The sequence below is a fragment of the Cecembia calidifontis genome (genome assembly GCF_004216715.1).
Taxonomy (GTDB): Bacteria; Bacteroidota; Bacteroidia; order Cytophagales; family Cyclobacteriaceae; genus Cecembia_A; species Cecembia_A calidifontis.
Genome location: NZ_SGXG01000001.1, coordinates 1,964,844 through 1,988,501 on the forward strand (window position 1 = coordinate 1,964,844; position 23,658 = coordinate 1,988,501).

At 39.7% G+C, this 23,658-nt stretch carries 22 protein-coding genes; 8 read left to right on the forward strand and 14 right to left on the reverse strand.

Translation table 11 applies throughout. From position 1 onward, the window contains the following. Positions 1-6 precede the first annotated feature (6 nt). Positions 7-831 carry a ZIP family metal transporter gene (locus BC751_RS08640; protein ID WP_130275196.1) on the reverse strand — a complete coding sequence of 275 codons (825 nt, stop codon included), beginning with the start codon at positions 829-831 and terminating at the stop codon, positions 7-9. 195 nt (positions 832-1,026) lie between these two features. On the opposite strand from BC751_RS08640, the gene BC751_RS08645 reads away from it, so the two are divergent. Beyond that, complete coding sequence (locus tag BC751_RS08645) at positions 1,027-2,334, forward strand: IS1380 family transposase (protein ID WP_130273823.1); 1,308 nt, start codon at positions 1,027-1,029, stop codon at positions 2,332-2,334. A gap of 244 nt (positions 2,335-2,578) precedes the next feature. Here the strand turns inward: BC751_RS08645 and BC751_RS08650 are convergent, their stop codons facing one another. The 7 genes from BC751_RS08650 to BC751_RS08680 form a co-directional block, all read right to left on the reverse strand. Beyond that, positions 2,579-2,998: a DsrE family protein gene (locus BC751_RS08650; protein ID WP_130275197.1), complete on the reverse strand. Its 420-nt coding sequence runs from the start codon at positions 2,996-2,998 to the stop codon at positions 2,579-2,581. Positions 2,999-3,058: 60 nt separating this feature from the next. Continuing rightward, on the reverse strand, positions 3,059-5,476 hold the full coding sequence (locus BC751_RS08655) for a TonB-dependent receptor (protein WP_130275198.1): 2,418 nt from the start codon (positions 5,474-5,476) through the stop codon (positions 3,059-3,061). Positions 5,477-5,609: 133 nt separating this feature from the next. Then, the gene (locus BC751_RS08660) at positions 5,610-6,872 is read right to left on the reverse strand and encodes an NAD(P)/FAD-dependent oxidoreductase (protein ID WP_130275199.1); all 1,263 of its coding nucleotides are present in this window, start codon (positions 6,870-6,872) and stop codon (positions 5,610-5,612) included. Between the two features lie 132 nt (positions 6,873-7,004). Next, the gene (locus tag BC751_RS08665; RefSeq protein WP_130275200.1) at positions 7,005-7,535 is read right to left on the reverse strand and encodes a hypothetical protein; all 531 of its coding nucleotides are present in this window, start codon (positions 7,533-7,535) and stop codon (positions 7,005-7,007) included. A gap of 17 nt (positions 7,536-7,552) precedes the next feature. Further along, positions 7,553-8,029, reverse strand: coding sequence for a nucleoside deaminase (locus BC751_RS08670; protein ID WP_130275201.1), 477 nt, complete (start codon positions 8,027-8,029; stop codon positions 7,553-7,555). Between the two features lie 163 nt (positions 8,030-8,192). Continuing rightward, positions 8,193-8,933, reverse strand: a complete 741-nt coding sequence (locus BC751_RS08675; protein WP_130275202.1) for a LytR/AlgR family response regulator transcription factor — start codon at positions 8,931-8,933, stop codon at positions 8,193-8,195. Then, the gene (locus tag BC751_RS08680; RefSeq protein ID WP_130275203.1) at positions 8,930-10,003 is read right to left on the reverse strand and encodes a sensor histidine kinase; all 1,074 of its coding nucleotides are present in this window, start codon (positions 10,001-10,003) and stop codon (positions 8,930-8,932) included. Before BC751_RS08680 ends, BC751_RS08675 begins: the two co-directional genes overlap by 4 nt. 254 nt (positions 10,004-10,257) lie before the next feature. On the opposite strand from BC751_RS08680, the gene BC751_RS08685 reads away from it, so the two are divergent. Further along, positions 10,258-12,771 carry a TonB-dependent receptor gene (locus BC751_RS08685; RefSeq protein ID WP_130275204.1) on the forward strand — a complete coding sequence of 838 codons (2,514 nt, stop codon included), beginning with the start codon at positions 10,258-10,260 and terminating at the stop codon, positions 12,769-12,771. 130 nt (positions 12,772-12,901) lie between these two features. Here the strand turns inward: BC751_RS08685 and BC751_RS08690 are convergent, their stop codons facing one another. Together BC751_RS08690 and BC751_RS08695 are read right to left on the reverse strand one after the other, a co-directional pair. Further along, complete coding sequence (locus BC751_RS08690; RefSeq protein ID WP_130275205.1) at positions 12,902-13,879, reverse strand: pyruvate dehydrogenase complex E1 component subunit beta; 978 nt, start codon at positions 13,877-13,879, stop codon at positions 12,902-12,904. A 121-nt stretch (positions 13,880-14,000) separates the two neighbouring features. Then, positions 14,001-14,426: a rhodanese-like domain-containing protein gene (locus BC751_RS08695; RefSeq protein WP_130275206.1), complete on the reverse strand. Its 426-nt coding sequence runs from the start codon at positions 14,424-14,426 to the stop codon at positions 14,001-14,003. Between the two features lie 74 nt (positions 14,427-14,500). Between BC751_RS08695 and BC751_RS08700 the strand changes: the two genes are divergently transcribed. Next, positions 14,501-15,016 carry a metallophosphoesterase family protein gene (locus BC751_RS08700; protein WP_130275207.1) on the forward strand — a complete coding sequence of 172 codons (516 nt, stop codon included), beginning with the start codon at positions 14,501-14,503 and terminating at the stop codon, positions 15,014-15,016. 501 nt (positions 15,017-15,517) lie between these two features. Here BC751_RS08700 and BC751_RS08705 read toward each other — a convergent pair. After that, entirely contained in the window at positions 15,518-16,699 is a 1,182-nt protein-coding gene (locus BC751_RS08705) for an IS4 family transposase (protein ID WP_130273808.1), read from the reverse strand. A 332-nt stretch (positions 16,700-17,031) separates the two neighbouring features. On the opposite strand from BC751_RS08705, the gene BC751_RS08710 reads away from it, so the two are divergent. Further along, complete coding sequence (locus BC751_RS08710; protein WP_242617409.1) at positions 17,032-17,958, forward strand: hypothetical protein; 927 nt, start codon at positions 17,032-17,034, stop codon at positions 17,956-17,958. Positions 17,959-18,065: 107 nt separating this feature from the next. Here BC751_RS08710 and BC751_RS21895 read toward each other — a convergent pair whose 3' ends face one another. Further along, positions 18,066-18,209: a hypothetical protein gene (locus BC751_RS21895; RefSeq protein ID WP_165389816.1), complete on the reverse strand. Its 144-nt coding sequence runs from the start codon at positions 18,207-18,209 to the stop codon at positions 18,066-18,068. 88 nt (positions 18,210-18,297) lie between these two features. Here BC751_RS21895 and hisS point away from each other — a divergent pair, with 88 nt between their 5' ends. Further along, a complete protein-coding gene (gene hisS / locus BC751_RS08715; protein WP_130275209.1) occupies positions 18,298-19,665 on the forward strand; it encodes a histidine--tRNA ligase in 1,368 nt (455 codons plus the stop codon). A 75-nt stretch (positions 19,666-19,740) separates the two neighbouring features. Here the strand turns inward: hisS and BC751_RS08720 are convergent, their stop codons facing one another. Further along, positions 19,741-20,022, reverse strand: a complete 282-nt coding sequence (locus BC751_RS08720) for a hypothetical protein (protein WP_130275210.1) — start codon at positions 20,020-20,022, stop codon at positions 19,741-19,743. 212 nt (positions 20,023-20,234) lie between these two features. Here BC751_RS08720 and BC751_RS08725 point away from each other — a divergent pair, with 212 nt between their 5' ends. Both BC751_RS08725 and BC751_RS08730 read left to right on the forward strand, forming a co-directional pair. Then, positions 20,235-20,567, forward strand: coding sequence for a YbaB/EbfC family nucleoid-associated protein (locus BC751_RS08725; RefSeq protein ID WP_130275211.1), 333 nt, complete (start codon positions 20,235-20,237; stop codon positions 20,565-20,567). Then, the gene (locus BC751_RS08730) at positions 20,567-21,559 is read left to right on the forward strand and encodes a glycosyltransferase family 2 protein (protein WP_130277539.1); all 993 of its coding nucleotides are present in this window, start codon (positions 20,567-20,569) and stop codon (positions 21,557-21,559) included. The genes BC751_RS08725 and BC751_RS08730 overlap by 1 nt, the downstream gene beginning before the upstream one ends. On the opposite strand, the gene BC751_RS08735 is transcribed toward BC751_RS08730, so the two are convergent. After that, complete coding sequence (locus BC751_RS08735; protein ID WP_130275212.1) at positions 21,556-21,774, reverse strand: PspC domain-containing protein; 219 nt, start codon at positions 21,772-21,774, stop codon at positions 21,556-21,558. The genes BC751_RS08730 and BC751_RS08735 overlap by 4 nt on opposite strands. A 72-nt stretch (positions 21,775-21,846) precedes the next feature. On the opposite strand from BC751_RS08735, the gene BC751_RS08740 reads away from it, so the two are divergent. After that, complete coding sequence (locus BC751_RS08740) at positions 21,847-23,637, forward strand: tetratricopeptide repeat protein (RefSeq protein WP_130275213.1); 1,791 nt, start codon at positions 21,847-21,849, stop codon at positions 23,635-23,637. The last annotated feature ends 21 nt before the right edge of the window (positions 23,638-23,658 follow it).

Here is a 23,658-nt window from a genome sequence, read left to right on the forward strand (position 1 = left end):
AAGGATTTACCCCAAAGCCACATCTAAGATCATCATAATGGTAAACCCTCCCATGAAACCCAATACGGCCAAGTCGGTATATTTGTCCCTTTGGGTTTCAGGAATTACCTCTTCCACCACCACGTAAATCATAGCTCCGGCAGCAAATGATAGTGCATAAGGCAATACTTCTTGCATGTGGATGACAGCAATAGCCCCAACTACTCCGGCAATAGGTTCCACAATGGCTGAAAGCTGGCCATACCAAAAACTGTTTCTCCTGCTAACCCCCTGCCTCCTTAAAGGCATAGCCACGGCAAGCCCTTCGGGAAAATTTTGTATGCCTATCCCAATTGCCAGGGCAATAGCGGCTGAAAAACTAGCCCCTTCGATCCCATGGGCAGCTGCCCCGAACAAAATACCTACGCCAAGTCCTTCGGGAATATTGTGCAGGGTAATGGCCAAAAGCAAAAGAGTGGACTTGTGAAATTGGGTCGGCACCCCTTCCGATTCTTCTTTGCCAAAGTTGATATGTAGGTGGGGCATAAATTTGTCCAGACTGTAAATGAACAAACCTCCAAAAAGGAAACCAACAGCAGCAGGAATCCAGGGGTGGTCAGGGTATAAATGCTCTGAATTTTTTATGCTTGGGGCCAATAAAGACCAAAAACTGGCGGCTATCATCACCCCACCGGTAAAACCAAGCATGGTGTCGAATACAGATCTTTTGATGGTTTTGAAGAAAAACACCAATGAGGCTCCCAAAGCTGTCAGTAACCAGGTAAATGTCGTTGCCAATAACGCCGATTTTACCGGGCCGATTTCTATTGCCAAACTCTCAAAATAATCCATTTATAAACTGGTTAATGGGACAAGATCTATAGAGGATATTGTTCTATTCAACCAAATATAATCGGATTTTTCCTTAAATCCGCAGGGCGGATTTAAAAAAAGCCGAAAAAGTGGCTGAATTTATTCAATTCAGGCTTTTCCGGCTCGTTTTTTTTTCACTTATTTAGGTGTTACCACACATCCTTGATAAGCGGTATGAAAATTACGAATTCGACAGAAAAAATCACACCTTTCGGAGGTTTTAATTTTGTTTTTAACTCTTTCAAAAATTCTGGTCTCCCAGAACTCATTGATAATCAATTGGGGGTTAGAGCCTTAAGGGGAGGGTTTTCATACAGTGACATTTTCGCCAATCATATGGCTATTTTCTTTAATGGTGGCGACTGTACTGAAGATATCAATGTTCACTTGAGAGACGCACTTGAACAGGTCCCTTCATTTTCAGTATGCAGTGCCGATACAATTCTGAGAGGTATCAAAGAGCTTGCTGTTGATACAGAACTCTTTATAAATCCGTCCAGTGGAGTAAGCCATGAATTTAATATCAATGGAAAACTCAACAGCTTGTTGTTAAAATCAGCTTGTAAGACCGGATTACTCAAGTCAGGTGTTGCTTACGACCTCGATTATGACAACACCGTCATTCCAACTGAAAAGTACGATTCAAAAAAGACATATAAACACGTCTATGGATATCAGCCAGGTGTAGCTTCCATAGCACATCCTGAATTTTCACAGGCCATTCCTGTGTACGTAGAGGGCAGAAATGGCAACAGTCAGGCCAAATATTTGCAGGCTGATACACTTACACGCATGTTTGGGCAGCTTACCAATGAAAATATCCGTATCGGAAGGTTCAGAGCCGATTCAGCATCCTATCAGGAAGAAGTTCTCCGCACACTGGAAGCACATACCGAAAGCTTTTATATACGGGCAAACAGATGTGCCAAACTGGATAATATCCTTGGAAGTATAGCCCCTGAGAAGTGGCAGAAAATACGTTTGGGTGTACAGGAAATGGAAGTTACTGACCTATCCGACTACAAACCTTTCGGTAAAGACAGGTCTTACAGGCTGGTCATTACCAGAATCAGGCGTAAAGACGGGCAGGCAGATGTGTTTAGTGGAGATGCATTTACTTACAGGGCTATTCTGACCAATGAACATACATCGTCCAATGAAGCTGTTGTAAGGTTTTATAACGCCCGGGGTGCAAGCGAACGCTTGTTTGATGTACTCAACAATGACTTTGGCTGGTCTAAGTTGCCCTGTTCGTTCCTTGCAGAGAATACCTCCTTTATGCTTATGACGGCTATGTATGCCAATTTTTACACCTATATCATTGGAGAGTATTCCAGAAAAGTTGATTGGCTTAAGCCTACCGACAGGCTCAAGAAGTTTATCTTCAGATTTATCACTGTTTCAGCCAAGTGGATAAGAACGGGAAGAAGAGAAGTGCTCAAACTGTTCACGAGTAAGGATTACAAGCCGATTTTGAACTAAATTCAGATAAAAACCCCTCAGGAGCTCAAAAAATAAAGATTTACAGGGAAGAGGTATGCCTTTTCCATTAAAATTGAGGAAAAAAACCGTCCATTTTATCCTCAAACCTAAAATCCATTGTCTCAAAACTATGAACACTCTTCAATCAAAGGGAAGAAATTCCCGAACTAGACCAAAAATGAACACAAACAAGCAGATTCAAATCTCCAAACTAAAATCCTGCGGATTTTAGGTTTTTAAAGAATTATCCTCCTGCCTTGATATAAATCCAGCCTTTTTCCTGCTTCATTACCAATTCAAGAATAGCCGATGGTACAAATCCGGCCAAAGGAAGGAACTGTTCCTTCTTCATGTTTCTTTGTTTTAGTGTATTTTCACAAACAACGAATTCAACTCCCCTCTCCTTGAGTTGTTTCAATGGATTTTCAAAAGGATTGTTCTTTATTTTGAGTAAATCTACCCCCATGCCGTGTGTAACTACCTCTATTTTTGCATTAGGAGCCGCCTCCAAAATATTGTTGAGCTGACGTATAAATTTGGAATGGGTCGTACTGTCCCCATCAACCAATTGAAAGATGATCTGATGGGGTTCATTGGATACTACTTGTGCTGTAAGCTGCGAACTGATGAATAGAAGGAAAAGGAGGATGGAGTGTTTAAGCATTTTTTATTGAAAATTTACGGTTTTGTTATGAATTATCAGTGACCAGGATCACTTAAGGTACTAAAAATTAGCAGTTAATGAAAGGATAAAATTTCTTCCCGGAGCAGCAACACCTGAACTATAGGTTCTGTATCTGACATCTGTGATGTTTTCCAATCCTGAACTTACAGTAAATAATTTGTGAAGCTGATATTTGGCCATCAGGTTAATGGTAGCCCAAGAAGGACTGAATGGGTTGCCGTTTTGATCAATGGCATAGAGTTCGGGTTTTCCCCTTTCTTCCAAAGGTAATTGTTCGAAACTGAAGCTCCCTGCATATTCGCTGAACAACTGAATTCGGAGTTTGGCATTTTTATATTCAAGTCTGCTTACTCCAAATATTGGTGGCGCATGTCTTGAAGGACTTCTTGTTCCATCATCTGTTTCTTCTGTGCCTTTTTGTATGTTCAGTTTGGAAGAAAAACTCCAATGGGTATCAAACTTGATTTCCAGGGCAGCCTGCAGGCCTATGATTTCTACAAACGCTGCATTTTTAAGAGAAAGTACCCTGCTTAACTCCCCATCATAGATGATGCTGTCCATGCCGTTTAGGGTAGCTTTCCTTCTGACCAAAGCATTGTCCAGCCTCGTGTAATAGGTTGTAAAATCCAGCATGACGGATTCAGAAAGGATTTTTCCTGCATTTACTTCCAGATTGTAAGCATATTCTGCTTTTAAATTTGGATTGGGTACCATTACGGTTCCGGGTTCTGAATCAAAAACTTTACCGATATCATCCACATTAGGGGCCCGGAATCCTGTAGAAGCGTTGACGTGGAAAATCCAGCTTTCCTGAGGCGTGTAAACCCATCCCAAACTGGCATTCAGGGCGCCTTCTTGATTTTTGCTTCTGGAAAAGGGTAGGGGGTAAAATTCCAGGTTTTGGGAAAAGTCAGCATCTAAGCTAAATCTGTTATACCTGATTCCTGATTGGATCAGGGATTTGGAAGAAATACGCTGTTGGAAATTGGCATATAAGGCCTGAGAGCTCCAATTGGCATTGGGATATCTTGAAGCAGCACGGTTGATATTTCCTGTAAGAATGTTTTTATCTGTTCCGCTTGAGTTTACTTTGTTCGTGACTATTTCTGCGCCATAAAATAATTTCGTTTCTTTTTTTTCAGTCCATTCTTTAAGAAAATCCAAATTTGCGGCAAAAGCATCTACTTTTTCAATTCTGGTCCTTCTAATGGGATCATTGAAATTCCTATCAATCCGGCTCTCCTCAAATCTTTGTTGGGAGAGACTCAAGGTCATTTGATCATAAATTTTGCTCTTTCCTTGTTGACTAATTTTAAGGTGGTTCATCATCCAGATCTGGGGCCCGTAAAACCACTCGGCAGATCGGGGCAATCCATTTGGCCTGAATCGGATCAGTCTGTCATATCGTGGGAAATCAGATGTTTCAGAATAATGAAATGCATATTGTACATCCCATTGTTCATTGGGCGAGTACCTCAATTTTTGCATCAGGTTGGTTTGCTGATATCCTGTAGGCACCTGAATAAGCGGTTTAGGATTGGGCTCAACCTTATCTGTGCCATCTGTTCTCACCACAAAAACAGGCCTGAGGAATTCTTCAGGTCCTTTACTGCCCATTCTTAAATCCCCAAAATCGTACCGGGTAAAACTACTTACTCCAGCCCATTTTTTACCTCCGTATTTCAAATGTAGGTGCCCTGTTTTTTCATTGTTAGCTGTATTTCCTCTTAAAGTTAGACTGCCTTGAATCTTCTTGTCCCCTGTATCCACCAATTCCGGCTTAATGGTTTGAAAACTCATCACTGCTCCTATGGCATCACTTCCGTAAACAATGGATCCAGGACCGAAGAATACTTCTGTACTTTCTATGGCAAAAGGGTCTAAAGAGATGACATTATGAAGGTTCCCGCTTCTAAAAATGGCCGTATTCATCCTAACCCCATCCACAGAATAAAGTAACCGGTTAGTAGAAAATCCCCTGATCATGGGACTACCTCCACCTTGTTGGCTTTTTTGGATAAAGACATCTCCTGAAATTCCCAGTAAATCAGCGGCTGTCTGGGGATTAAGCAATTCCCTGTTGGCCTTTGTTATGGTGGAGATTTTGGAAGGGATTTCCTGCCTGTTTTGTTCCCATTTTGTAGCAGATACTACCGCTTGTTGCAGATTTACCACACTTGGGTAGAGGAAGAGCCTGAAGTTCTCTTCCTGGATCTGGGAATAGGTTTTTGTTTGACTCCTGTACCCAAAAAGCCTGATTTCCAATTTTTCAATTTTGGAAAAATCACTTAGATCCACCTCGCCATTTTCATTGGAAATAGCCTGTATCTTACCACCCATGTCAGTAACTGTGACAAACTCCAGTGGCTTTTTGGTTTCCCAATCCCTAATTACCAAAGTTTGGGAGAATGAATGGGTGGATATCAGGAAAAAACAAAGAAAAAACGCAATTCTCATGAAGATTTATATATAAGGCAATTAGGTAAAAAGCTAATGATTTTCGATGGAAAATTACATTATTGGAATAAAAAAACATCCCATGTTCATGAGAACGATGGGATGTCTGCTCATTGTGCTGGGATTTGCTGTTTTATGCTTTGCCTCTTAGCATTAAGTTCCAATACATAAATGGAAGGCCATATTTTTTCAGAAGCCACATAGAAAACTGTTCTTTTGTAGTGTCTACAAATTTGGATATCAGTGGATCACTGTCTCTGACGTTATTGTATTTGAATTCCGCAAGTACCATTTTTCCATATCCGGTAACCAAGGGGCAGGAAGAATATCCTTCGTAGATTTTGGTGCCCAGTTTGTCCCGCTTTATCAGTTGTAGAATATTTCCAACCACCACAGGTGCCTGTTTTCTGACAGCAGCCCCCGTTTTGGCTGTGGGTAAGCCTACCACATCTCCAAGGCCAAAGATATTGGGGTACTTCATGTGCTGTAGGGTATTGATGTCAACTTCCAGCCAACCTTTATGTGGGCCTTCTTGATAGACCAAAGATGAATTTCTGATGAATTCCGGAGCCTGTTGAGGAGGTGCAAGATGCAAGAGATCATATTTTATGGTGATTTCATGGTCCCCGGTCACCTTTTCCGCAAGCTTTGGATCTATTACGGATTCTAAATTTTCCGTATCCGGTTTGATATATTTAAATGTAATTTCTTTTTTCTGACCGTCAATTTTTATTGGGGCATAGAAGGGTTTGAAATAAATGCCCCTGCTCTGAATAATTTTGGTCAATGTTTCGGCTATTTCTTTTACCCCAAAAATAACCGTACCCGGCGTTGCGAATATGACATTAGCATCTTTTCTGATTCCTTTTTTTCTAAAGAAATGCTCAGAAAGGTACATGATTTTTTGTGGGGCTCCCCCACATTTTATTGGAGTATTTGCTTGGGTATAAACAGCATTTCCTCCTTTGAAATTTTGAAGGATTTTCCAGAATTTTTCGGGGTCTGTATATACCGACCCTACATAATCTGATTCCATTGCTTCTTTAAGGCCAGGGAGCAGGTCATAGTTCATGACCAGGCCAGGAGCAACTACCAGGAAATCATAAGTGAAGGTTCCGGATGATTTTGTACTGACTGAATTTTTTTCAGGTTGTATTTCAGTGGCAAAGTCTTTAATCCATTCTACGCCTTTTGGGATGTAGTCAGCTTCTTTCCGCCTTGTTTTTTCAAAGTTATAAGTTCCTGCACCCACCAGTGTCCAGGCGGGCTGGTAATAATGGTTTTCAGATGGCTCAATTAAACCAATTGAGAGCGATTTGTCTTTTCTTTTCAGCTGGGCAGCTACAGTAATTCCGGCAGTCCCACCGCCAATAATCAATATTTTAAAGTGGCTCATGGTAAAAAGGGTTTATTTTTGTTCCTCTAAAAATACCACCTTAAAATTTTAAAAAAGGTGATTTTCATCACATTTAAAAAAAGGTTTTGAGAAAATCCCAAAACCTTTTTTTATTATTCAACAGCTTGTTTTTTAATTTTCTATTGGTTTTTCCAGTTCAATATCGAAGTCAATCAGTTCGGGGGAAATTTCCAAAAGATCCGGGGCCTCTTCAGAGGATACCACACCTCTGTCTATCAATTCCGCGATCATGTCCATTTGCCTGCTCATGTCTAGGCCATCTTTATGCGCCTGCTGGAATTGTTTCAGTAATTCCTCATTTGAAATGGAAGCATACCTTGATCTTCTTGCCTCTTTGATCTGATTCTTTTTTGCCTCCAATATTCTTTCTTTCCTTTGTTGCATTTTTTCTTCAAGGTATCTCAGATAATCATCTGAAAAAGTACTGCCGTAAAAGGGTGCCTCTTCAATAGGAATGACCTCTTTGGTACCATCACTGTGTACCACTGTGATTTCATTCTCTTCTTCCATGATGTACTCATCTCCGGTTTCAATATCTACAACCTTGTCGGTTTCATAGAGATAACGCTCTTCAATTTTCTTTTCTTTGGCACAAGAGGCCAAAATACCAATGCTTACAATAAAAATGATTGCCTTTTTCATGATTTTGCAGTTTTTAGTTAATATAAGGTTTTGTCTTCTTTCAATACCCATTCCTGGAATACCTCTTTAGCGGAGTCCCGCATTCCCTGCTCAAATGGAATTTTTCTCAAATTATAAGGAAGTTTAAGTTCTTCATAAATGAATTGGTCATCAAAACCTGCCTCTGCTGCATCCTTCTTGGTATTGGCATAAAAAACCTTTGAAGGCCTTGCCCAATAGATGGCACCCAAACACATAGGGCAGGGTTCACAAGAAGTATAAAGTTCACAACCTTCCAACTGGAAGTTTCCAAGGTTTTTGCATGCATCCCTGATGGCCACAATTTCAGCATGTGCAGTAGGGTCATTGGTCGAAAGCACAGAATTGGATCCTGACCCAATAATTTTTCCATCTTTAACAATCACACATCCAAATGGACCACCTTTTCCAGCCTGCATTCCAGATCTGGAAATTTCTATGGCCATTTTCATAAAGGACTTTTGTTCCTCTGTCATAAAAGCCGAAAATCTCAGAATATTGAAGTTTATATACTTAAAGTTACGTCAAAAATAAATGAAATGTTCCGAATTTCATTTCCTTTTGGGTTTTCGGTAATAAGGAAAAAGAAATTTTCAGAAAGAAAAACTCATAAAGGCTTTTGATAAATTCCAAAAAAAATCAGCCAAGCCATTTGCTCAGGAAGTTTGCGAAAACATCTTTGTAGTTGTCACTGATGGTGATTTGATGCTCACCGATATGGATAATATTCCGGGCGACGGAATCGATATGGTCAAGATTGATGATGAAAGAGCGGTGCACCCTCATGAATTTTTCCTTTGGCAAAAGCTCTTCCATGTTTTTCATACTGGTAAGTGAGAGCAGTGGATTTTTTTTGTCCTTCAAATAGACTTTAACATAATCTTTGTAGGCTTCCACATGGGTGATGTCTTGAAGCATTACTTTCACCAATTGGTACTCCACTTTAAGAAAAATGTAATCTGAATTGGATTCCTGAGCTTTATTCTCCGACTCAGACTTTTTCTGTTGCTCAAAAAACTGATAGGCTTTAGTAGAGGCTCTTAAGAACTCCTCATAACTGAAGGGTTTGAGCAGGTAATCCAGTGCGTCTACTTTGTAACCTTCTACCGCAAATTGATTATAGGCAGTTGTAAATATGATTCTTGGTTTAGTAAAGGATTTCTTGCCATCAATGATTCTGGCGAGTTCCATGCCAGATAAATCCGGCATCTGAATATCCAAAAACACCAGATCTATGTCATTTTGGTTGATATAACCCAAGGCCTCAATGGCATTATCAAATTTGGCTTCCAGGGAAAGAAAGGAGGTCTGTTCAATGAACTTGCTGATCAGGTCAAGGGCAAGAGGTTCGTCATCAACAGCTATACACCTGATTTTCATTTTATTTTCAATATTAAATGTACACGGTATTCATTTTCCCGATTCATTTTATCTATTGTCAAGGTATATTTGCCGGGGTACAATAGATCCAACCTTCTTTGGGTGTTGATAAGCCCTATTCCGCTTGCCTCACCCTCAGGGGTATTTTCACTGGATTTAAAAATGTGGTTTTTGGTTTCCAGGTGCAGTTCATTTCCCCTTTTTTCCAAGGAGATGAAGATGTTGCTCTCCTGCTGTGAACTGATGCCATGTTTGAAGCAATTTTCGATAAAAGGCAACAAAAGCATAGGGGCAATCTCCGCTTCTTCAACTTTATCTGGCAGTAGTATGTCCAATTTTACTTTTTTGGAAAGCCTCATCTGCATCAGTTCTATGTAATCATGTATAAAATCCAATTCCTTGGAAAGGAGCGTCTGATTTTTTTCTGTCTCATAAAGGACATACCGCATCATTCGGGAGAGTTTGAGCAAGGCAGCTTTGGCCTTTTCTACATCAATATTGGTCAGTGAATAGATATTATTTAAGGTATTGAAGAAAAAATGGGGATTGATCTGGGCTTTGAGATAGGAAAGTTCAGAATTGGTTTTTTCTTTTTCCAGTTTGAGGCGTATTTTTTCGTCTCCCTGCCATTTTTGAACAGCGGCTATACTGGTACTTATTCCTACGGACATGTAAAAAATCAATAAATTAGTAATGTCCCAGTAGTAATTTCTTGGTTTAGGAACATATGGGATGTTAGGACGGAAAACTTTATGCATGATTTCTTGCATGCCTACATACTCATCATAAAGAATAAGTAGTCCTACATAGGCAAAGCCTAAAAGCAGGTTGATAAGTAAGAATAGTTTGGTTTTATTGCTGAAAAGGGTTCTTTTGATCAGGAAGAAATAATTGAAATAAAATATTCCAATCAAAGATGAAAATTCAAGGCCCTGTTTGATCCAGAATTCTGTCGGTCTGCTTACCCCACTCCATATTGGAGAGAGAACAAATAGCAAAAGCCCAATCAACATCCAGGTTAAAATGTGGATTAGGATGGTGATGTTTTTCTTGAGACCGCTGGTTTCCATTGATTTAATGTAGGTGATTTTTTGGTAAAACTAAAATAAAATTTCTGCTATTGCCCATGTAATCTACCAATCAGGAGATTCATCCGACGGATCATCCAAAAATTGGGATAAAGTAGGGTTTCGGGAACCTCAAATTGCTTTCATCAGCTTTTCCGCCTCTTTTGTCGATGAAATACCCCCTATGGTAGATTTGGTTTTTTTTTGATTTTTCTTCCTTATTCCTTTGTTGCTGTAAACTATCCACATCAGAGACAATGAAAACTTTAAACCAATTATTACCCCTACTGACGATATTGTTTGTGTTGGCTTTTCTGCCTCTCCAGGCACAAACACAGTCCAGTGAAAAACCTGTTTATAAGATTTTAGGAAAAGTTCTTGAAAAGGGAAAAGAAGATCCCATACCTTATGCTGCGGTGGCATTGGTAGATGCAGAGACCGGTAAAAATGTCGCAGGTGCTGTTGCGGATTTCGGTGGTGAATTTGTGATAGCCAATTTTGGGGAAGGCAATTATCAGGTTCAGATCAGTTTTATGGGATTTGAATCCTTCAATTCTACGGTCCTTAGGTTTGGTCCTGATAATCCAGTTCTTGACCTGGGCACTATCAGCTTAGCCACAGAAGCGGTTGCCTTGCAGGAAGTTACTGTGATGGGACAGCGTGACCTGATTGAAGAAAAAGTGGATAGGACCATTTATAATGCTGAAAATGACAAAACCCTCATCGGTGGAGATGCTACGGATGTAATGAGAAGGGTGCCCATGCTTTCAGTAGATATGGATGGAAATGTGTCCATGAGAGGTAGTTCAAACATTCTAGTTCTGATCAATGGTAAACAATCCGCTATAGTCGCCACCAATGTGGCAGATGCCTTAAAGCAGATCCCTGCTGAAGAAATTAAATCTATCGAGGTGATTACTTCACCCTCTGCCAAATACGATGCAGAAGGAACCGGTGGAGTCATCAATATCGTGACCAAGAAAAACAACCTTCAGGGTGCTACCTTAAACATCAATAGCAGTGCAGGCCTTAGAGGATCAAACCTTGGATTGAATGCCAACCTGAAACAAGGTAAGATGGGTTGGACCCTTGGCGGGTTTGGCCGTGCAGGTTACAATATCATTGGATCATTCGATAATAACCAAATGGTAACGAATGCAGATGGCACTACACTCAATATTCTGCAGTCAGCCGATACCAGAAGCAACATGCTGTTTGGAAGGTATAATCTGGGATGGGATTATGATATTGATAAATATAACTTCCTGACAGCTTCCGTGAGTTTCGGTGTCAGGAATATGAATAATACCCAGGATGGCCTTTTGACCGACACCTATTTGGAAGACCAATTGTTGAGCTCTGTATTAAGAGATGTGGATATCCGAAACCTCAACAACAATGTGGATGTCAATTTCAACTACACCAAGACCTATGAAAAGCCGATGAAAGAATTCAGTATTTCTTCACTTTTCAGCCAGAATAACCTGACCAATGATTTTGTGAACAGCATCTACAATGGGACCTTTGAAGATGTGGCCAGCAGGATCAAGAACAACAACTTGGGCAGAAACAGGGAGTTTACGGTACAGTTGGATTATGTAAATCCAGTTGGTAAGGGAAAGATCCTGGAATATGGTGCCAAGAATATCCTGAGAAGGGCTGAAAGTGACTTTGCTTATTTTGTCGGGCAAGGGGCAGATGGAGAGTTTGTGCAGATTGATGACGCCGCCTTTTCCAATGAATTCAGCTATGACCAAAATGTAACTGCAGGATATGCTTCCTACACGACTAATTTCCTAAAGAACTATTCATTCAAGGGCGGTTTAAGATATGAGTATACTGCCATTACGGCGGATTTTAGGAATGCAGAATTGGCTACCGAGATTCCTTCCTACGGTCTGTTCGTTCCTAGTTTAAACCTGAGCCGTAAATTGGCTAATGGTAATATGATCAAGGCGGCCTATAATAGAAGGGTGCAAAGACCTTTTTTGAACTTCCTGAACCCAAATATCAATGCGGCGAATCCGCAGCAGATTTCTCAGGGAAATCCATTGTTGGATCCTGAACTGACAGATAATTATGAGTTGTCTTATAGCACCTTTACCAAAGGGATGACCATCAACTTTACCACCTATTTCAGAAATACTACGGGTTCTATTCAACCAGTAAGAACGGTAATGGATGATGATGTGATCTTTACCACTTTTGAGAATATCGGACAGGAAAGGGCTTATGGTTTCTCCGTGTTCTCCAATGTTAACCTTTCCGGTAAGTTCTCCCTGAATGGCAGCATAGATGGCTATTTTGCTGATTTGGACAATGGATTGAGTGATCCCTTGTATGCGGCAAGTAATCAGGGCTTTGTATTAAGCGGCCGTTTGTTTGCCAATTATTCCTTGCCAAACAACTGGCAGCTTCAGGCCTTTGGTTTTGCAAGAGGCAGACAGGTTCAGTTGCAGGGCTTTGCGGGTGGATTTGGAATGTACAGCTTGAACCTCAACAAACAGTTCAATGAAAAAAGAGGAAGTATAGGATTTGGTGCGGAGAATTTCTTTACCTCGGAATTCAGAATCCGTAGTGAATTGAACACTCCGACGATCATGCAGCAGAGTGTGGTAGGGATGAGAAATATGAATTTTAAGATCAATTTCAATTACCGTATCGGTAAGCTGAGCATGGAGCCTTCCAGAAGGAAAAAGAGAGGGGTAACCAATGATGACATCAAGGAAGGCGGGGAAGGCAATGGAGCTGCCAACATGAACAATAATTAAATGTAGATAGATTGTTTGTTTTTAAAAGCTGCCACGCAATAGCATGGCGGTTTTTTTTAATTCCATATGGTAAATAAAAAAGCCTGTCGGAATTTTCCGACAGGCTTTATATTTAAAGTAAACGATTGGTTTACTTGTACATCACTTGCTTTACTGCTTCCAATGTCCTTTTCACGTTTGGAATGGTCACGTCTATGTAAGTTGGGGCATAGCTCAAAGGTACATCCATTGAATTGACCCTGATTACTGGGGCGTCCAGGTAGTCGAAGGCATTTCTTTGTAAATGGTAGGCGATTTCAGAAGAAATGGCTGCCAATGGGTTGGCCTCTTCAACAACCACGCATCTGTTGGTTTTCTTTACAGATTCTACCACTGCTGCGTAATCTATAGGTCTTACTGTTCTGAGGTCAATTACCTCTGCTTCTACACCTTCTTTTGCCAATTCTTCGGCGGCTTCCAATGCAACTTTCATCATTTTCCCAAAAGAAACGATAGTCACATCTTTTCCTTTTCTTTTGATGTCGGCTACGCCAATGGGAAGAAGGTACTCTCCTTCAGGAACTTCTCCTTTATCAGAATACATCAATTCGGATTCCATAAAAATCACCGGATCATTGTCCCTGATAGAGGCTTTTAAGAGCCCTTTGGCATCATAAGGATTGGAAGGAACAACAACTTTCAAGCCTGGAGTATTGGCAAACCAGTTTTCGAAATTTGAAGAGTGTGTAGCGCCCAATTGACCGGCATTTCCGGTTGGTCCTCTGAATACAATAGGAACATTGTAAGCGCCTCCGGACATGGAATACATTTTAGCGGCGGAGTTGACCACTTGATCTATGGCTACCAGGGAGAAATTGAATGTCATGAATTCAATGATCGGTCTCAGACCATTCATTGCAGCTCCAACGCCTAAGCCTGCAAAACCAAGTTCTGCAATGGGAGTGTCATAAACCCTGTCAGGACCAAATTCGTCCAACATGCCTTGGGATACCTTATAGGCTCCATTATATTCTGCTACTTCCTCCCCCATGAGAAAGACGTTTTTGTCGCGTCTCATTTCTTCGGACATCGCTTCTCTTAAAGCTTCTCTGAATTGGATAACTCTCATTATAAACAATATTTGCGACCGTAAAAATAGAAACTAATCCCTCAAATCCAAAACAAGCTTTGGCCTTTGAAGGGATATTTTCAGTGAAATTATGAAGCTCTGTTTTATTTGTTTCAAAGGCTTATTTAGGTGATTTGGTCAAGGGTTTTCCTTTTTCGATCCAGTTGTTAAGTCCTCCATCCAGCATGTATACCTTTTTGAAGCCTAATTCTTTCATTTTTTCTGTGGCCGGAATGGTCCTTCTTGCAGACCTGCAGTAGACATAATAGGTTTTCTTTTTGTCCAATTTTTGGATTTCTGTTTCAAAATTTCCTCCTAAAAAATCTACAAACTTTGCCCCTTCAATATAGCCTTCAGCGACTTCCTCAGGTGTTCTGATGTCCAAAATCACATTTTTTTTCTTGTGTTTTTTGGCCTGGACCTCAAATTCATCAGGGCTTAATTTTGGGGCGCCTTCCTGTGCAAATGCATTTTGGGTTAGGGAAATACTGATGAAAAATCCCATTAGGAAGAGTACATTTTTCCAGTTTTTGACTGAAGTTTTCATTTTGATTTTATGGTTTTAATTGTTTAGTCTTGTATCATAACAAAACTATACAATAATTCATTCCCAAACACTACATGGTGAAAATTGCGCTTATTTCTGATTCCCATGGTTATATGGACGCCAAGGTGCTTTCTTATTTACAGGATGTAGATGAAATCTGGCATGCAGGGGATATAGGGGAGATCCATCTTGGACAGGTCTTACCCAAAGATAAAAAGCTGCGCATCATAACCGGAAATATAGATGGTTTGGAGATGAGGGAGGAGTATCCTGAAGAATTACTGTTTGAATTGGAAGGGCTAAAGGTGTTTATGCTCCATATCGGTGGGAAACCACCACGTTATGCCAAGGGCGTAAAGGAGAAGATTAGAAAATATGGAGCGGGATTATTTGTCTGCGGGCATTCCCATATCTGTAAAGTGGAATTTGATCCTTCCTTGAACTGTCTCTACATGAATCCCGGGGCAATCGGACAGCAAGGTTTTCATGTCATGCGGACGCTATTGCTGTTTGAAATCCAAAAGGGGAAAATACAAAACCTGCGGGTAGTAGAATTGGGAAAGAGGGGAAGAAATAGTTTAAGTTTTTAATTCTGCTCCTAATTAAAATCTAATTTTAAGTGGAATATTTTTTAAAAATTGTTTGGTCATATGGTCTTTTTTTTATTTTTGATATCAGGAGACCTCCAATTGAATTAATTCAGGAAAAATTTTTCCATTTGTAATTATCTTTAATTTAAATTTTAAAAAATCATGAGAAAGCAAATTATTTATTTATTCGTCGCTTTTGGGTTGTTCTTTTCAGTTTCACTGCAACCTCTAAATGCTCATTGTTATTCATGTAACGGAGGAAAGAATGATGGATATTGTTTGGGGAATCAAATAAAAGCCTGTGTGGATGCAGGAAGTTGGTGGAATAGCAAGTGTGATTTAGCACCCACTTGTGCGGGTGTAAACCCAGGATAAGCTTTTAATCAAATGGCCACCTTGCTTAAGGATGGCCATTAGATTCCATTTAAATTACTTCAATGCTGTCCTAAATAATTTACAAGACAGATGTTTAGCTGTGTTTCTGCAATTTCTATTGTGATTTTATCTGTAATCCGGAAATAGAACCCCCTGTTGGCTTTTTTGAGGAGGTTTTTCATGGTCTTCAAAGGGTTTGTCCAGCCACTTTTGCAGCTCTATTTTAACGAATATGTTCAGTCTGATAAATGCAACCAGATTGGACAGATGCCATCCGAATTTAGCGGTTGCCTTCATCACTTTTAGGAGCAGAATGGTGATCAGCGCGGTCCATATCTGGATCATCACGGCATTTTTCGATGTTCCGATAAAGGTTTTGATATGGAGTAACTGCTTGATGTCCCTGAAGAAGATCTCAATCTCCCATCGGCACCGGTAAAGATCACCGATTGTCTTTGCTGACCATTTGAAGTTATTGGTAATCAGTTCGACGGTCTGTCGGTTTTTTTCGTCCCATACAGCCACTCTTCTGAGTTTTCCGGGGTACTTCACTTTTGACTGCGGGTTTACCAGTTCAATTTCTTCGTCTATCAGTACTTCCTGTGCAGTATTTTCAGGGAGTCGACGTTCATTGATTGTGCTGAACTTAAGGTTATCCTTGTGCCTTATGACGAAAAAGACCCCCTTGCTGTCCCAAATGTTGAGCATCGGAAAGTCATTGTAATAGCGGTCCGCCACTATAACGGATCCTTTCTCCAAAGGAATATCATAAGCGCCTTTATTGTCTGCCATACTTCCTTCTGTAATATTCACATAAACAGGGAGTTTCCCGTCATAGTCCAGAAGCGTATGCATCTTTACAGCACCCTTTTTGGTCCTGAAGGTTGCCCAGTCAAACATCGAAAGGCAAAGACTTACCACCGTGGAGTCGAGCAGATAGACGGGAGCCTTGATCCGTAGTTTTACCCTGCTCAGGGACGCCTGCTGTCCTAAATGCTTCAGAAGCCCGTAATACAGCTCCTTGAACAGGTCAGAGTCCCTGCGCTTGTTCTGATAACTGATACTGGACTTGGATGGTGCCTTGGCAATCCCCAGATGGTTGAGGTTCCCCGTGGCCGAACGCAGGCCGTTTGAAATATCCCTTACAGAAGTACTTTTGGCAAAATGGCAAAAAAGCATGGAAACCAAATGCGTCCAGCTGTCAAAGCCTTTGCAGCCCTTGTCCGTTTGCTTCTCTTCAACCAGTTTCTTGAAAATTGAACGCTCGATTTTTTTAATAATCTGAGAAAACAATGTAATATTACTCATGGGAGGTTTATGTTTTTTGGTGCAAACCCAAAATAGCTATTTTGGGCAAAAAACCAGACCTCTCATATTTTATTTAGGACGGTATTGAAATTACTTGATTGTGATATTCAATGAAACGAAAATTATTCTTCTTTTCTTTACTCATCTTATTTTTGGGTAGCAGTTGCTCAAAGAAAAAAGCTCAATTTGAAAACCTCTTGGAATTGCCTTTACCTTTTAAAACGTTTGAATTGAGGATTGATTCTTTATCTTCCTATAAAATCCTTTACCCGCAATATATTATAGAAAATTCCAAACAGAGATTAATCACCTTAAATTACAATTTAAACAGGTTGGATTTTTATAATCTGGATGAGGGGAGTTTGGAAAAATCGATTACCTATGACCCCAACCTTGATTTTTGGAAAATTTCCGGATATTCTTACGTCAATAAAGATTCTATTTTTTTGATCAATGAGGTCAATGATCTTTTTCTTACCAATTATGATGGGGAGATAAAGAGTAAAATAAATGTTAAAATCAGTTCAGTATTTGGGAAACCCCATATTATTCCAGGGTATCTTGACCCGGTAATCTCAAAAAGCCATATTGAAATTCCAAATTATTTTGTTGCTCAAAAAGACATTCCCTCAAGGGTTCAATTTAATGATTGGGCTGATGAATCTCTAAAAGTGGGGATTCAGGTAGAGGATGACTTTGTAGATGGTTATTATGGTATTTTTGAGTACCTGTATTGGACGTATCAGCAAGTAGGTGGTTTCTTTTATGTTAACTGGCCAAATCTAAGTGCAGTATATAAATATGACCTTAACTGGAGATTGGTTGAAAAAATTTACCTAAGCGGAAATGGTGATAAAAACAACCGCTTAATCTTTAAGAGAGGACTTGCTCCGGAAGACTTGAGACAAAAGCCTACCCTTGCTGAGATGAGGGATATCTCATCCAATTATACCTCGAACTTTGTTTTCCTGAATTTCCTGTTCAATCCTTATACGAATGAATTTTATAGAATAGTGGGCTATCCAATTGGATATAATGTCCTTGATATCTTTCAACTTGATTTTGAAAATTTGGAAAGGGATTATTCCATCATGGTTTTTGACAGAGACCTCAACTTCAAAAACGAATATGCTATTCCGAAAGGAAAGTATTTAATTCAATATGGGGCTTACTTTGTCACTCCAGATGGTTTGGCCATGCAAAGGGAAAATGAAGAAACTGATGATGTGGCAGTATTTGAGGTATTTAAGTTTGATTGAGTTTTTATTGGGCTAAATAATTTCAGTGCGGTCAAATTTTGAAAAACTGGCAAAAAGAAAGGCAGCATTTTATGCTGCCTTGAATTTCTTTTAGGAGAAAAGTGGGATTACTTTTCGAAGCTTTTTTTCAGCTCTTCAATATCCACATTCTTAATTACAGGCTTGGCGCTCAATTGTTTGATTTTGATAACCCTTGTATTTTGACCTTGCCTCTTTCTTCTCAATTTTCTTTTTAAAGTAGTAACAGCCATTGTATTATCTGTTTATGTGATCTCAAATGAAGCGCAAAATTACAATAAAATTTTGATTTTACTTAACTTTGGCCAAAATAAAATAATCATGTCCGTTCAGAAACCAAGTTTGCCAAAAGGAACCCGGGATTTCGGGCCCGTCCAGATGGCAAGAAGAAATTATATCCTACAGACCATCAAAGAAACTTTTAGCCTTTTTGGCTTTCAGCAGATCGAAACACCCGCCATGGAAAACCTCAGCACCTTGACCGGAAAATATGGGGACGAGGGGGATCAATTGCTTTTTAAGATTCTGAACAGTGGGGATTTTCTGAAGCATGTGGAGCCTTCTGACCTGGAAAAGGGAACATCAGCAGTGCTTCCCAAAGTATCTGAAAAAGGCCTCCGCTATGACCTGACTGTGCCTTTTGCCAGGTATGTGGTGATGAACCGAAATGAAATTACCTTCCCTTTCAAACGTTATCAAATTCAGCCCGTATGGCGTGCCGATAGACCTCAGAAAGGAAGATATAGGGAGTTCTATCAGTGTGATGCGGATGTAGTGGGTACCGATAGCCTCGTCTGTGAGTTGGAAATCCTTTTGATGATCAAGCGTGTATTCTCCAAGTTGGGGATCGCTGATTACAGTATCAAAGTCAACAACAGGAAGATATTGACAGGATTGTCTGAGGTGATCGGGGAAAAAGGTCGGGAAGGTGAATTGTGTGTGGCCATAGATAAATTGGATAAGATAGGTTGGGAGAAGGTTCAGGAAGAACTGAATCAAAGGGGTTTTGGAGAAAGCTCAATTGAATTACTCAGTCCAATCATCACCTTAAAAGCGGACAACCAAAGCAAATTGGATTTTCTTAAAGGATTTTTGTCCAGTTCAGCAACAGGCTTAAAAGGTTTGCAAGAAATGGAGGAAGTTCTCCGGTTATTGGAGACTTTTGGGGAGACCCAGGATCATGTCGATTTTGATGTGGTGTTGGCGCGGGGGCTTACCTATTATACGGGAGCAATTTTCGAGGTAAAGATCCACAATGTTTCTATCGGTTCAGTGAGTGGGGGAGGGCGTTATGACAACCTTACCGGAGTATTTGGATTGGAAGGAGTTTCCGGCGTAGGATTTTCTTTTGGAGTGGACAGGATTTATGATGTAATGGAGGAATTGGGTTTATTCCCTGAGCAGCATGCAGATCAGACCAAGGTATTGATCACCTATTTTGACAAAAAAGGATTTGATTATGGGCTTAAAATCTTGAACCGATTAAGGCAGGCAGGCATTGCATCTGAATTATATCCGGATGAAACCAAAATCAAAAAGCAGTTTACTTATGCTGATAAGAAGAAGGTTCCCTATGTGGTGATATTGGGAGACAATGAGATTAAAGAAAAAAATGTCAGTCTCAAAAATCTTATTTCAGGTAAACAGGAAGTCCTCAATGTAGAAGAAATGATTTCAAGGGTAGGATAGTTTTTGGTTCTTGAATATTTTAAAATAAAAAATCCCCAGAAATTCGCTGGGGATTTTTTGTGGAATTTTTGGGTTTTATTCCAGTTCCAGGATACAATTGATCGGAATGCAGATGTCAGACTTAAGGCAGACAAACTCAGACCCTACTGCCCAGATAGTGGTATGGACCTGATATACTTTTTCATCTGCCGTTTCAAAAGTGATGTACACTTTATTTTTGAGAAGATTTCCCAAAGCCTGTGCCCGCATCAAATCAAAGTCCCTCTTCTTTCTGGCTTCAGGGTCAGAAAGCACCTCTTTTCTGCAAAACTTTAATTGCTTTATCTGCTCCTTTTCGATTTTTTCTACGGTTTTCATAAATAGGCCTGGTTTATTGATTGTTGATTTGAACTTTAAGGACTGAAAAATTCTGAAAAAAGTTTCATTTTAGCCATTAAATTTCCTTATAGTTTTTATTAAAGGAATTTTGTTTTTATAAACGGGGAATTGCGGAATAAATTGTGTGTTTGTCAATTTCGTTCAGTCCGTCAAAAAAGATTTATATTTGCCGGAATTAAATAGAAAAGCGCATGTTTGATTTTATGAGTATCATGAATAAGGTGAAAGAAGCCCAGGCCAAGATTAAGGAAGCCCAGGCAAAATTGGTTCACCTTAAAGCTGAGGGAGAGGCTGGAGCTGGGATGGTCAAAGTAGTGGTAAATGGAAACAGAAAGGTGGTCGCTATTCACATGGATGACTCTCTAGTAAATTTAGCTGATAAAGAAATGTTAGGAGACCTGATTGTTGCGGCTACAAACAAGGCTATGGAGGAAATTGAAATAAAAATTAAAGAGGAGATGAAGTCGGCCACAGAAGGGATGATGCCCAATATTCCCGGAATGGATTTTGGCAATATGTTTTGATGCAAAAGGCCGCCATTGTCATATTGAATTATAATGGGGAGGAAACATTGAGGAGATTTCTCCCCTCTGTTCTCCAATTTTCAGTTTATCCCGTTTATGTCGCCGATAATGCCAGTACCGATAGCTCTTTAGATTTCTTGAAATCCAATTATCCAAATGTCCATTTGATTGCTTTAGATTTTAATTTCGGTTATGCAGGAGGTTATAACCAAGCATTGGAGCAGATAAAAGGAGAATTTGAATACTATATTCTGTTGAATTCTGACGTAGAGGTTACTGCTGGTTGGGATGTTGGATTGGTAACTTATTTGGATGACAAACCAAATGTGGCAGGAGTACAGGGTAAAATTTTGTCTTATCAGTGCCCAAAGTACTTTGAGTATGCAGGAGCAGCCGGTGGATTTATTGATAATTTCGGTTATCCTTATTGTCGGGGGAGGTTTTTTGAAACTTTGGAAGAAGATTTGGGGCAATATGATGATGAGATCAGCGTAGACTGGGTTTCAGGCGCCTGTATGGCAATAAGGGCAGAACTGTTTCATAAATCAGGAGGCTTTGATGCTTCTTATTTTGCCCATATGGAAGAGATTGACTGGTGTTGGCGCTTGAGAAGAGAGGGGTATACGTTTAGGTATGTAAGTAATGTAAACGTATACCATATGGGCGGGGCTACACTTTCCCATGCCAACCCAAAAAAGACCTATTTGAATTTTAGAAACAACCTGGCTACACTTAAAAAAAATCTTTCAGGAAGTACTTGGGAAAAAGTTTATGTGTTGAGGGTGTTTTTGGATGCCCTAGCGTCAATTAATTTTCTATTGAAAGGAGGAGTTAAGCATGCAGTGATGGTGTTTAAGGCCCACAGGGACTATGGAAAAATGATTTCGCTACCTATTAATCCTATAAAAGGAGACATCAAAGGAAACGGTAGGGTTAAATGCCTACTTTGGGATTATTACATTAGGGGAAAGAAACGATATTCAGAAATTTAATCGAAAAGAACTGGGTTGTTCATCTTTCTTAAATATTTCCTAACTTTCATCATCATTGCCATACTAACATATAAGATGATTGGAGAGCCCAGTGTAATAAATGAGCTGTATATAAAGAAAAGACGTATGCTGTCTACAGGGAAGTTGAATTTCTCTCCCAATCTGGAACAAACTCCAAAAGCTCTTTCTTCTAAAAACAGTTTGATCTTATTCATAATAGCTGGTCCTTTACAAGGCTAAATGTAGTAAAAAAATCTGAATAAATTAAAAATACATTTCATTATCAAATGTTTAAAAATCTGCTGTTTTTATTTCTGTCGATTTCGCTTTTCTCCATCTTTTTTGGATGCAGTCCCAAAATAAATCTATATGAAAGCTTACTGGATGGATTGACTGCAGAACCCAGGTATTTGGCGCTGCACAGGGATTCAGTAAGGGTAAGGATTTCAGGATCCATACCAGTTCAATATTTGGATAATGAAATAAAAGTGCACCTTTTTCCCGAGTACCAGTATGGTAATGGAATCCTGAGGCTTGGAAGTTTTACTCTCTGTGAGGGAAAATCTTCAGAAACGCTTTCTGGTCCAAAAATAGATCAAACCATAATTTTTCCTTACATGGAGGGAATGGAAGTAGGGAATTTAGTCATCAATGCTGTGATAGAGAAAAATGGGGTCAATCATTCTCTTCCCGAGAAAATTGTTGCGCTTGGGTTAAATACTGCGCCCTTGTTAGCAAGAATGGGCCAAATTACTCCGAATGAGCCTATCTTTCCCATAGGACTGTATATGACAAGTGGTGTTTCGGTAATAAATCCACTTGAGATAAGGGGGTATACGGTTCTATATAAATTAGGGTCAGATCAAATGGAAACCCAAGATTTGCCTTTGGATTTAATGAATCTGCTGCAAGAAGGCGAACCAGGAAAACCTATAAGAAAAATAAGGATAACAGGATTGGTGTCACCCGAAAACCAAGAACTTTCTGATCCAAATTTGCCTATAAAAAGAGTATTACATTTAAAAAGTAAATTGACCGATCAAAATTTAGTTAAACAGGAACAAATAGAGGTGGATATCAGAAGAAAAGATTGGTTTGATTTCAGGGTTTTGCTGGGAGGTTATTCAGGTATTGCCGATTCTGAAAGAGAGTCGTATTATGATATTCTGCAGGAAAGAACAGATTTTGAATCTCAGTTAAGGAAAATGAGACAGCTAAAGACATATAATAAGGTGTCAAGGGAGGTTTTTCCAAAATTGAGAGGGGTGAAAGTTGAAGTTGAATTGGAAAATACACGCTTATCTGATCATCAGATAGCCACACGTTTGTTTGAATTAATATCTTCGGGAACATCATTGGATGGGTTTTCCCCAGAACACCTTATATATGCGGCACAGTCTACCAATCTGCTTCATGAAAAAGAGGTTATTTATTCCAAGCTTCTTGAAATATCACCTTCGGAATCCATTTACAACAATCTTGGGGTTGTTTACTTGAATCAGGCCCAGAGGGAATTGGATTCGGGTTTGAGAATGAGGCTTGTTGAAAAATCAGAATGGATGTTCAGGCAATCCCTTGAATTCAATACAACCTCCATCGCTTTACATAACTTAGGTAGGTCTTTGATTTTAAAGGGTGAATTTGCCGATGCCTATGTGGTTATTTCGGAGGCTTCCGGGCTGGAATGGGAAGAAAATAGCGAGGTTTTAAAGATAAACGAGGGATTGAGGGGAGCTTTAGATATCATAAATGGGGATTACAGACTGGCGACCATAAGACTATCCAAGTCAAAGAGGAATGAAATCGACCTATTCAATATGGGATTGGCCTTTTTTTTGGCAGATGACCTCCGAAATGCTCAGGTTGCATTTGAGGATTGTGTATTTGCCAATAGGGAATATGGTTATGGGTTTTATGGTTTGGCCATGATTGCGGCGCTGAACAGAGATCGACAAGTACTTTATGAAAATTTAGCTAAAGCGATTGAAAGATCTGAGTATTTGAAAGATAGGGCACTTATAGATATTTTTTTTAGCCCCTACCGCGAAGAGAAGGCATTTCTTGATTTATTTGAATAAGAACGTACTAAAAAAAAAGAA

Excerpts from the sequence above, each read along its gene's own strand:
- BC751_RS08640 (WP_130275196.1), bottom strand. The coding sequence starts at position 831 with ATGGATTATTTTGAGAGTTTGGCAATAGAAATCGGCCCGGTAAAATCG.
- BC751_RS08645 (WP_130273823.1), top strand. The coding sequence starts at position 1,027 with ATGAAAATTACGAATTCGACAGAAAAAATCACACCTTTCGGAGGTTTT.
- BC751_RS08650 (WP_130275197.1), bottom strand. The coding sequence starts at position 2,998 with ATGCTTAAACACTCCATCCTCCTTTTCCTTCTATTCATCAGTTCGCAG.
- BC751_RS08655 (WP_130275198.1), bottom strand. The coding sequence starts at position 5,476 with ATGAGAATTGCGTTTTTTCTTTGTTTTTTCCTGATATCCACCCATTCA.
- BC751_RS08660 (WP_130275199.1), bottom strand. The coding sequence starts at position 6,872 with ATGAGCCACTTTAAAATATTGATTATTGGCGGTGGGACTGCCGGAATT.
- BC751_RS08665 (WP_130275200.1), bottom strand. The coding sequence starts at position 7,535 with ATGAAAAAGGCAATCATTTTTATTGTAAGCATTGGTATTTTGGCCTCT.
- BC751_RS08670 (WP_130275201.1), bottom strand. The coding sequence starts at position 8,029 with ATGACAGAGGAACAAAAGTCCTTTATGAAAATGGCCATAGAAATTTCC.
- BC751_RS08675 (WP_130275202.1), bottom strand. The coding sequence starts at position 8,933 with ATGAAAATCAGGTGTATAGCTGTTGATGACGAACCTCTTGCCCTTGAC.
- BC751_RS08680 (WP_130275203.1), bottom strand. The coding sequence starts at position 10,003 with ATGGAAACCAGCGGTCTCAAGAAAAACATCACCATCCTAATCCACATT.
- BC751_RS08685 (WP_130275204.1), top strand. The coding sequence starts at position 10,258 with ATGAAAACTTTAAACCAATTATTACCCCTACTGACGATATTGTTTGTG.
- BC751_RS08690 (WP_130275205.1), bottom strand. The coding sequence starts at position 13,879 with ATGAGAGTTATCCAATTCAGAGAAGCTTTAAGAGAAGCGATGTCCGAA.
- BC751_RS08695 (WP_130275206.1), bottom strand. The coding sequence starts at position 14,426 with ATGAAAACTTCAGTCAAAAACTGGAAAAATGTACTCTTCCTAATGGGA.
- BC751_RS08700 (WP_130275207.1), top strand. The coding sequence starts at position 14,501 with ATGGTGAAAATTGCGCTTATTTCTGATTCCCATGGTTATATGGACGCC.
- BC751_RS08705 (WP_130273808.1), bottom strand. The coding sequence starts at position 16,699 with ATGAGTAATATTACATTGTTTTCTCAGATTATTAAAAAAATCGAGCGT.
- BC751_RS21895 (WP_165389816.1), bottom strand. The coding sequence starts at position 18,209 with ATGGCTGTTACTACTTTAAAAAGAAAATTGAGAAGAAAGAGGCAAGGT.
- hisS (WP_130275209.1), top strand. The coding sequence starts at position 18,298 with ATGTCCGTTCAGAAACCAAGTTTGCCAAAAGGAACCCGGGATTTCGGG.
- BC751_RS08720 (WP_130275210.1), bottom strand. The coding sequence starts at position 20,022 with ATGAAAACCGTAGAAAAAATCGAAAAGGAGCAGATAAAGCAATTAAAG.
- BC751_RS08725 (WP_130275211.1), top strand. The coding sequence starts at position 20,235 with ATGTTTGATTTTATGAGTATCATGAATAAGGTGAAAGAAGCCCAGGCC.
- BC751_RS08730 (WP_130277539.1), top strand. The coding sequence starts at position 20,567 with ATGCAAAAGGCCGCCATTGTCATATTGAATTATAATGGGGAGGAAACA.
- BC751_RS08735 (WP_130275212.1), bottom strand. The coding sequence starts at position 21,774 with ATGAATAAGATCAAACTGTTTTTAGAAGAAAGAGCTTTTGGAGTTTGT.
- BC751_RS08740 (WP_130275213.1), top strand. The coding sequence starts at position 21,847 with ATGTTTAAAAATCTGCTGTTTTTATTTCTGTCGATTTCGCTTTTCTCC.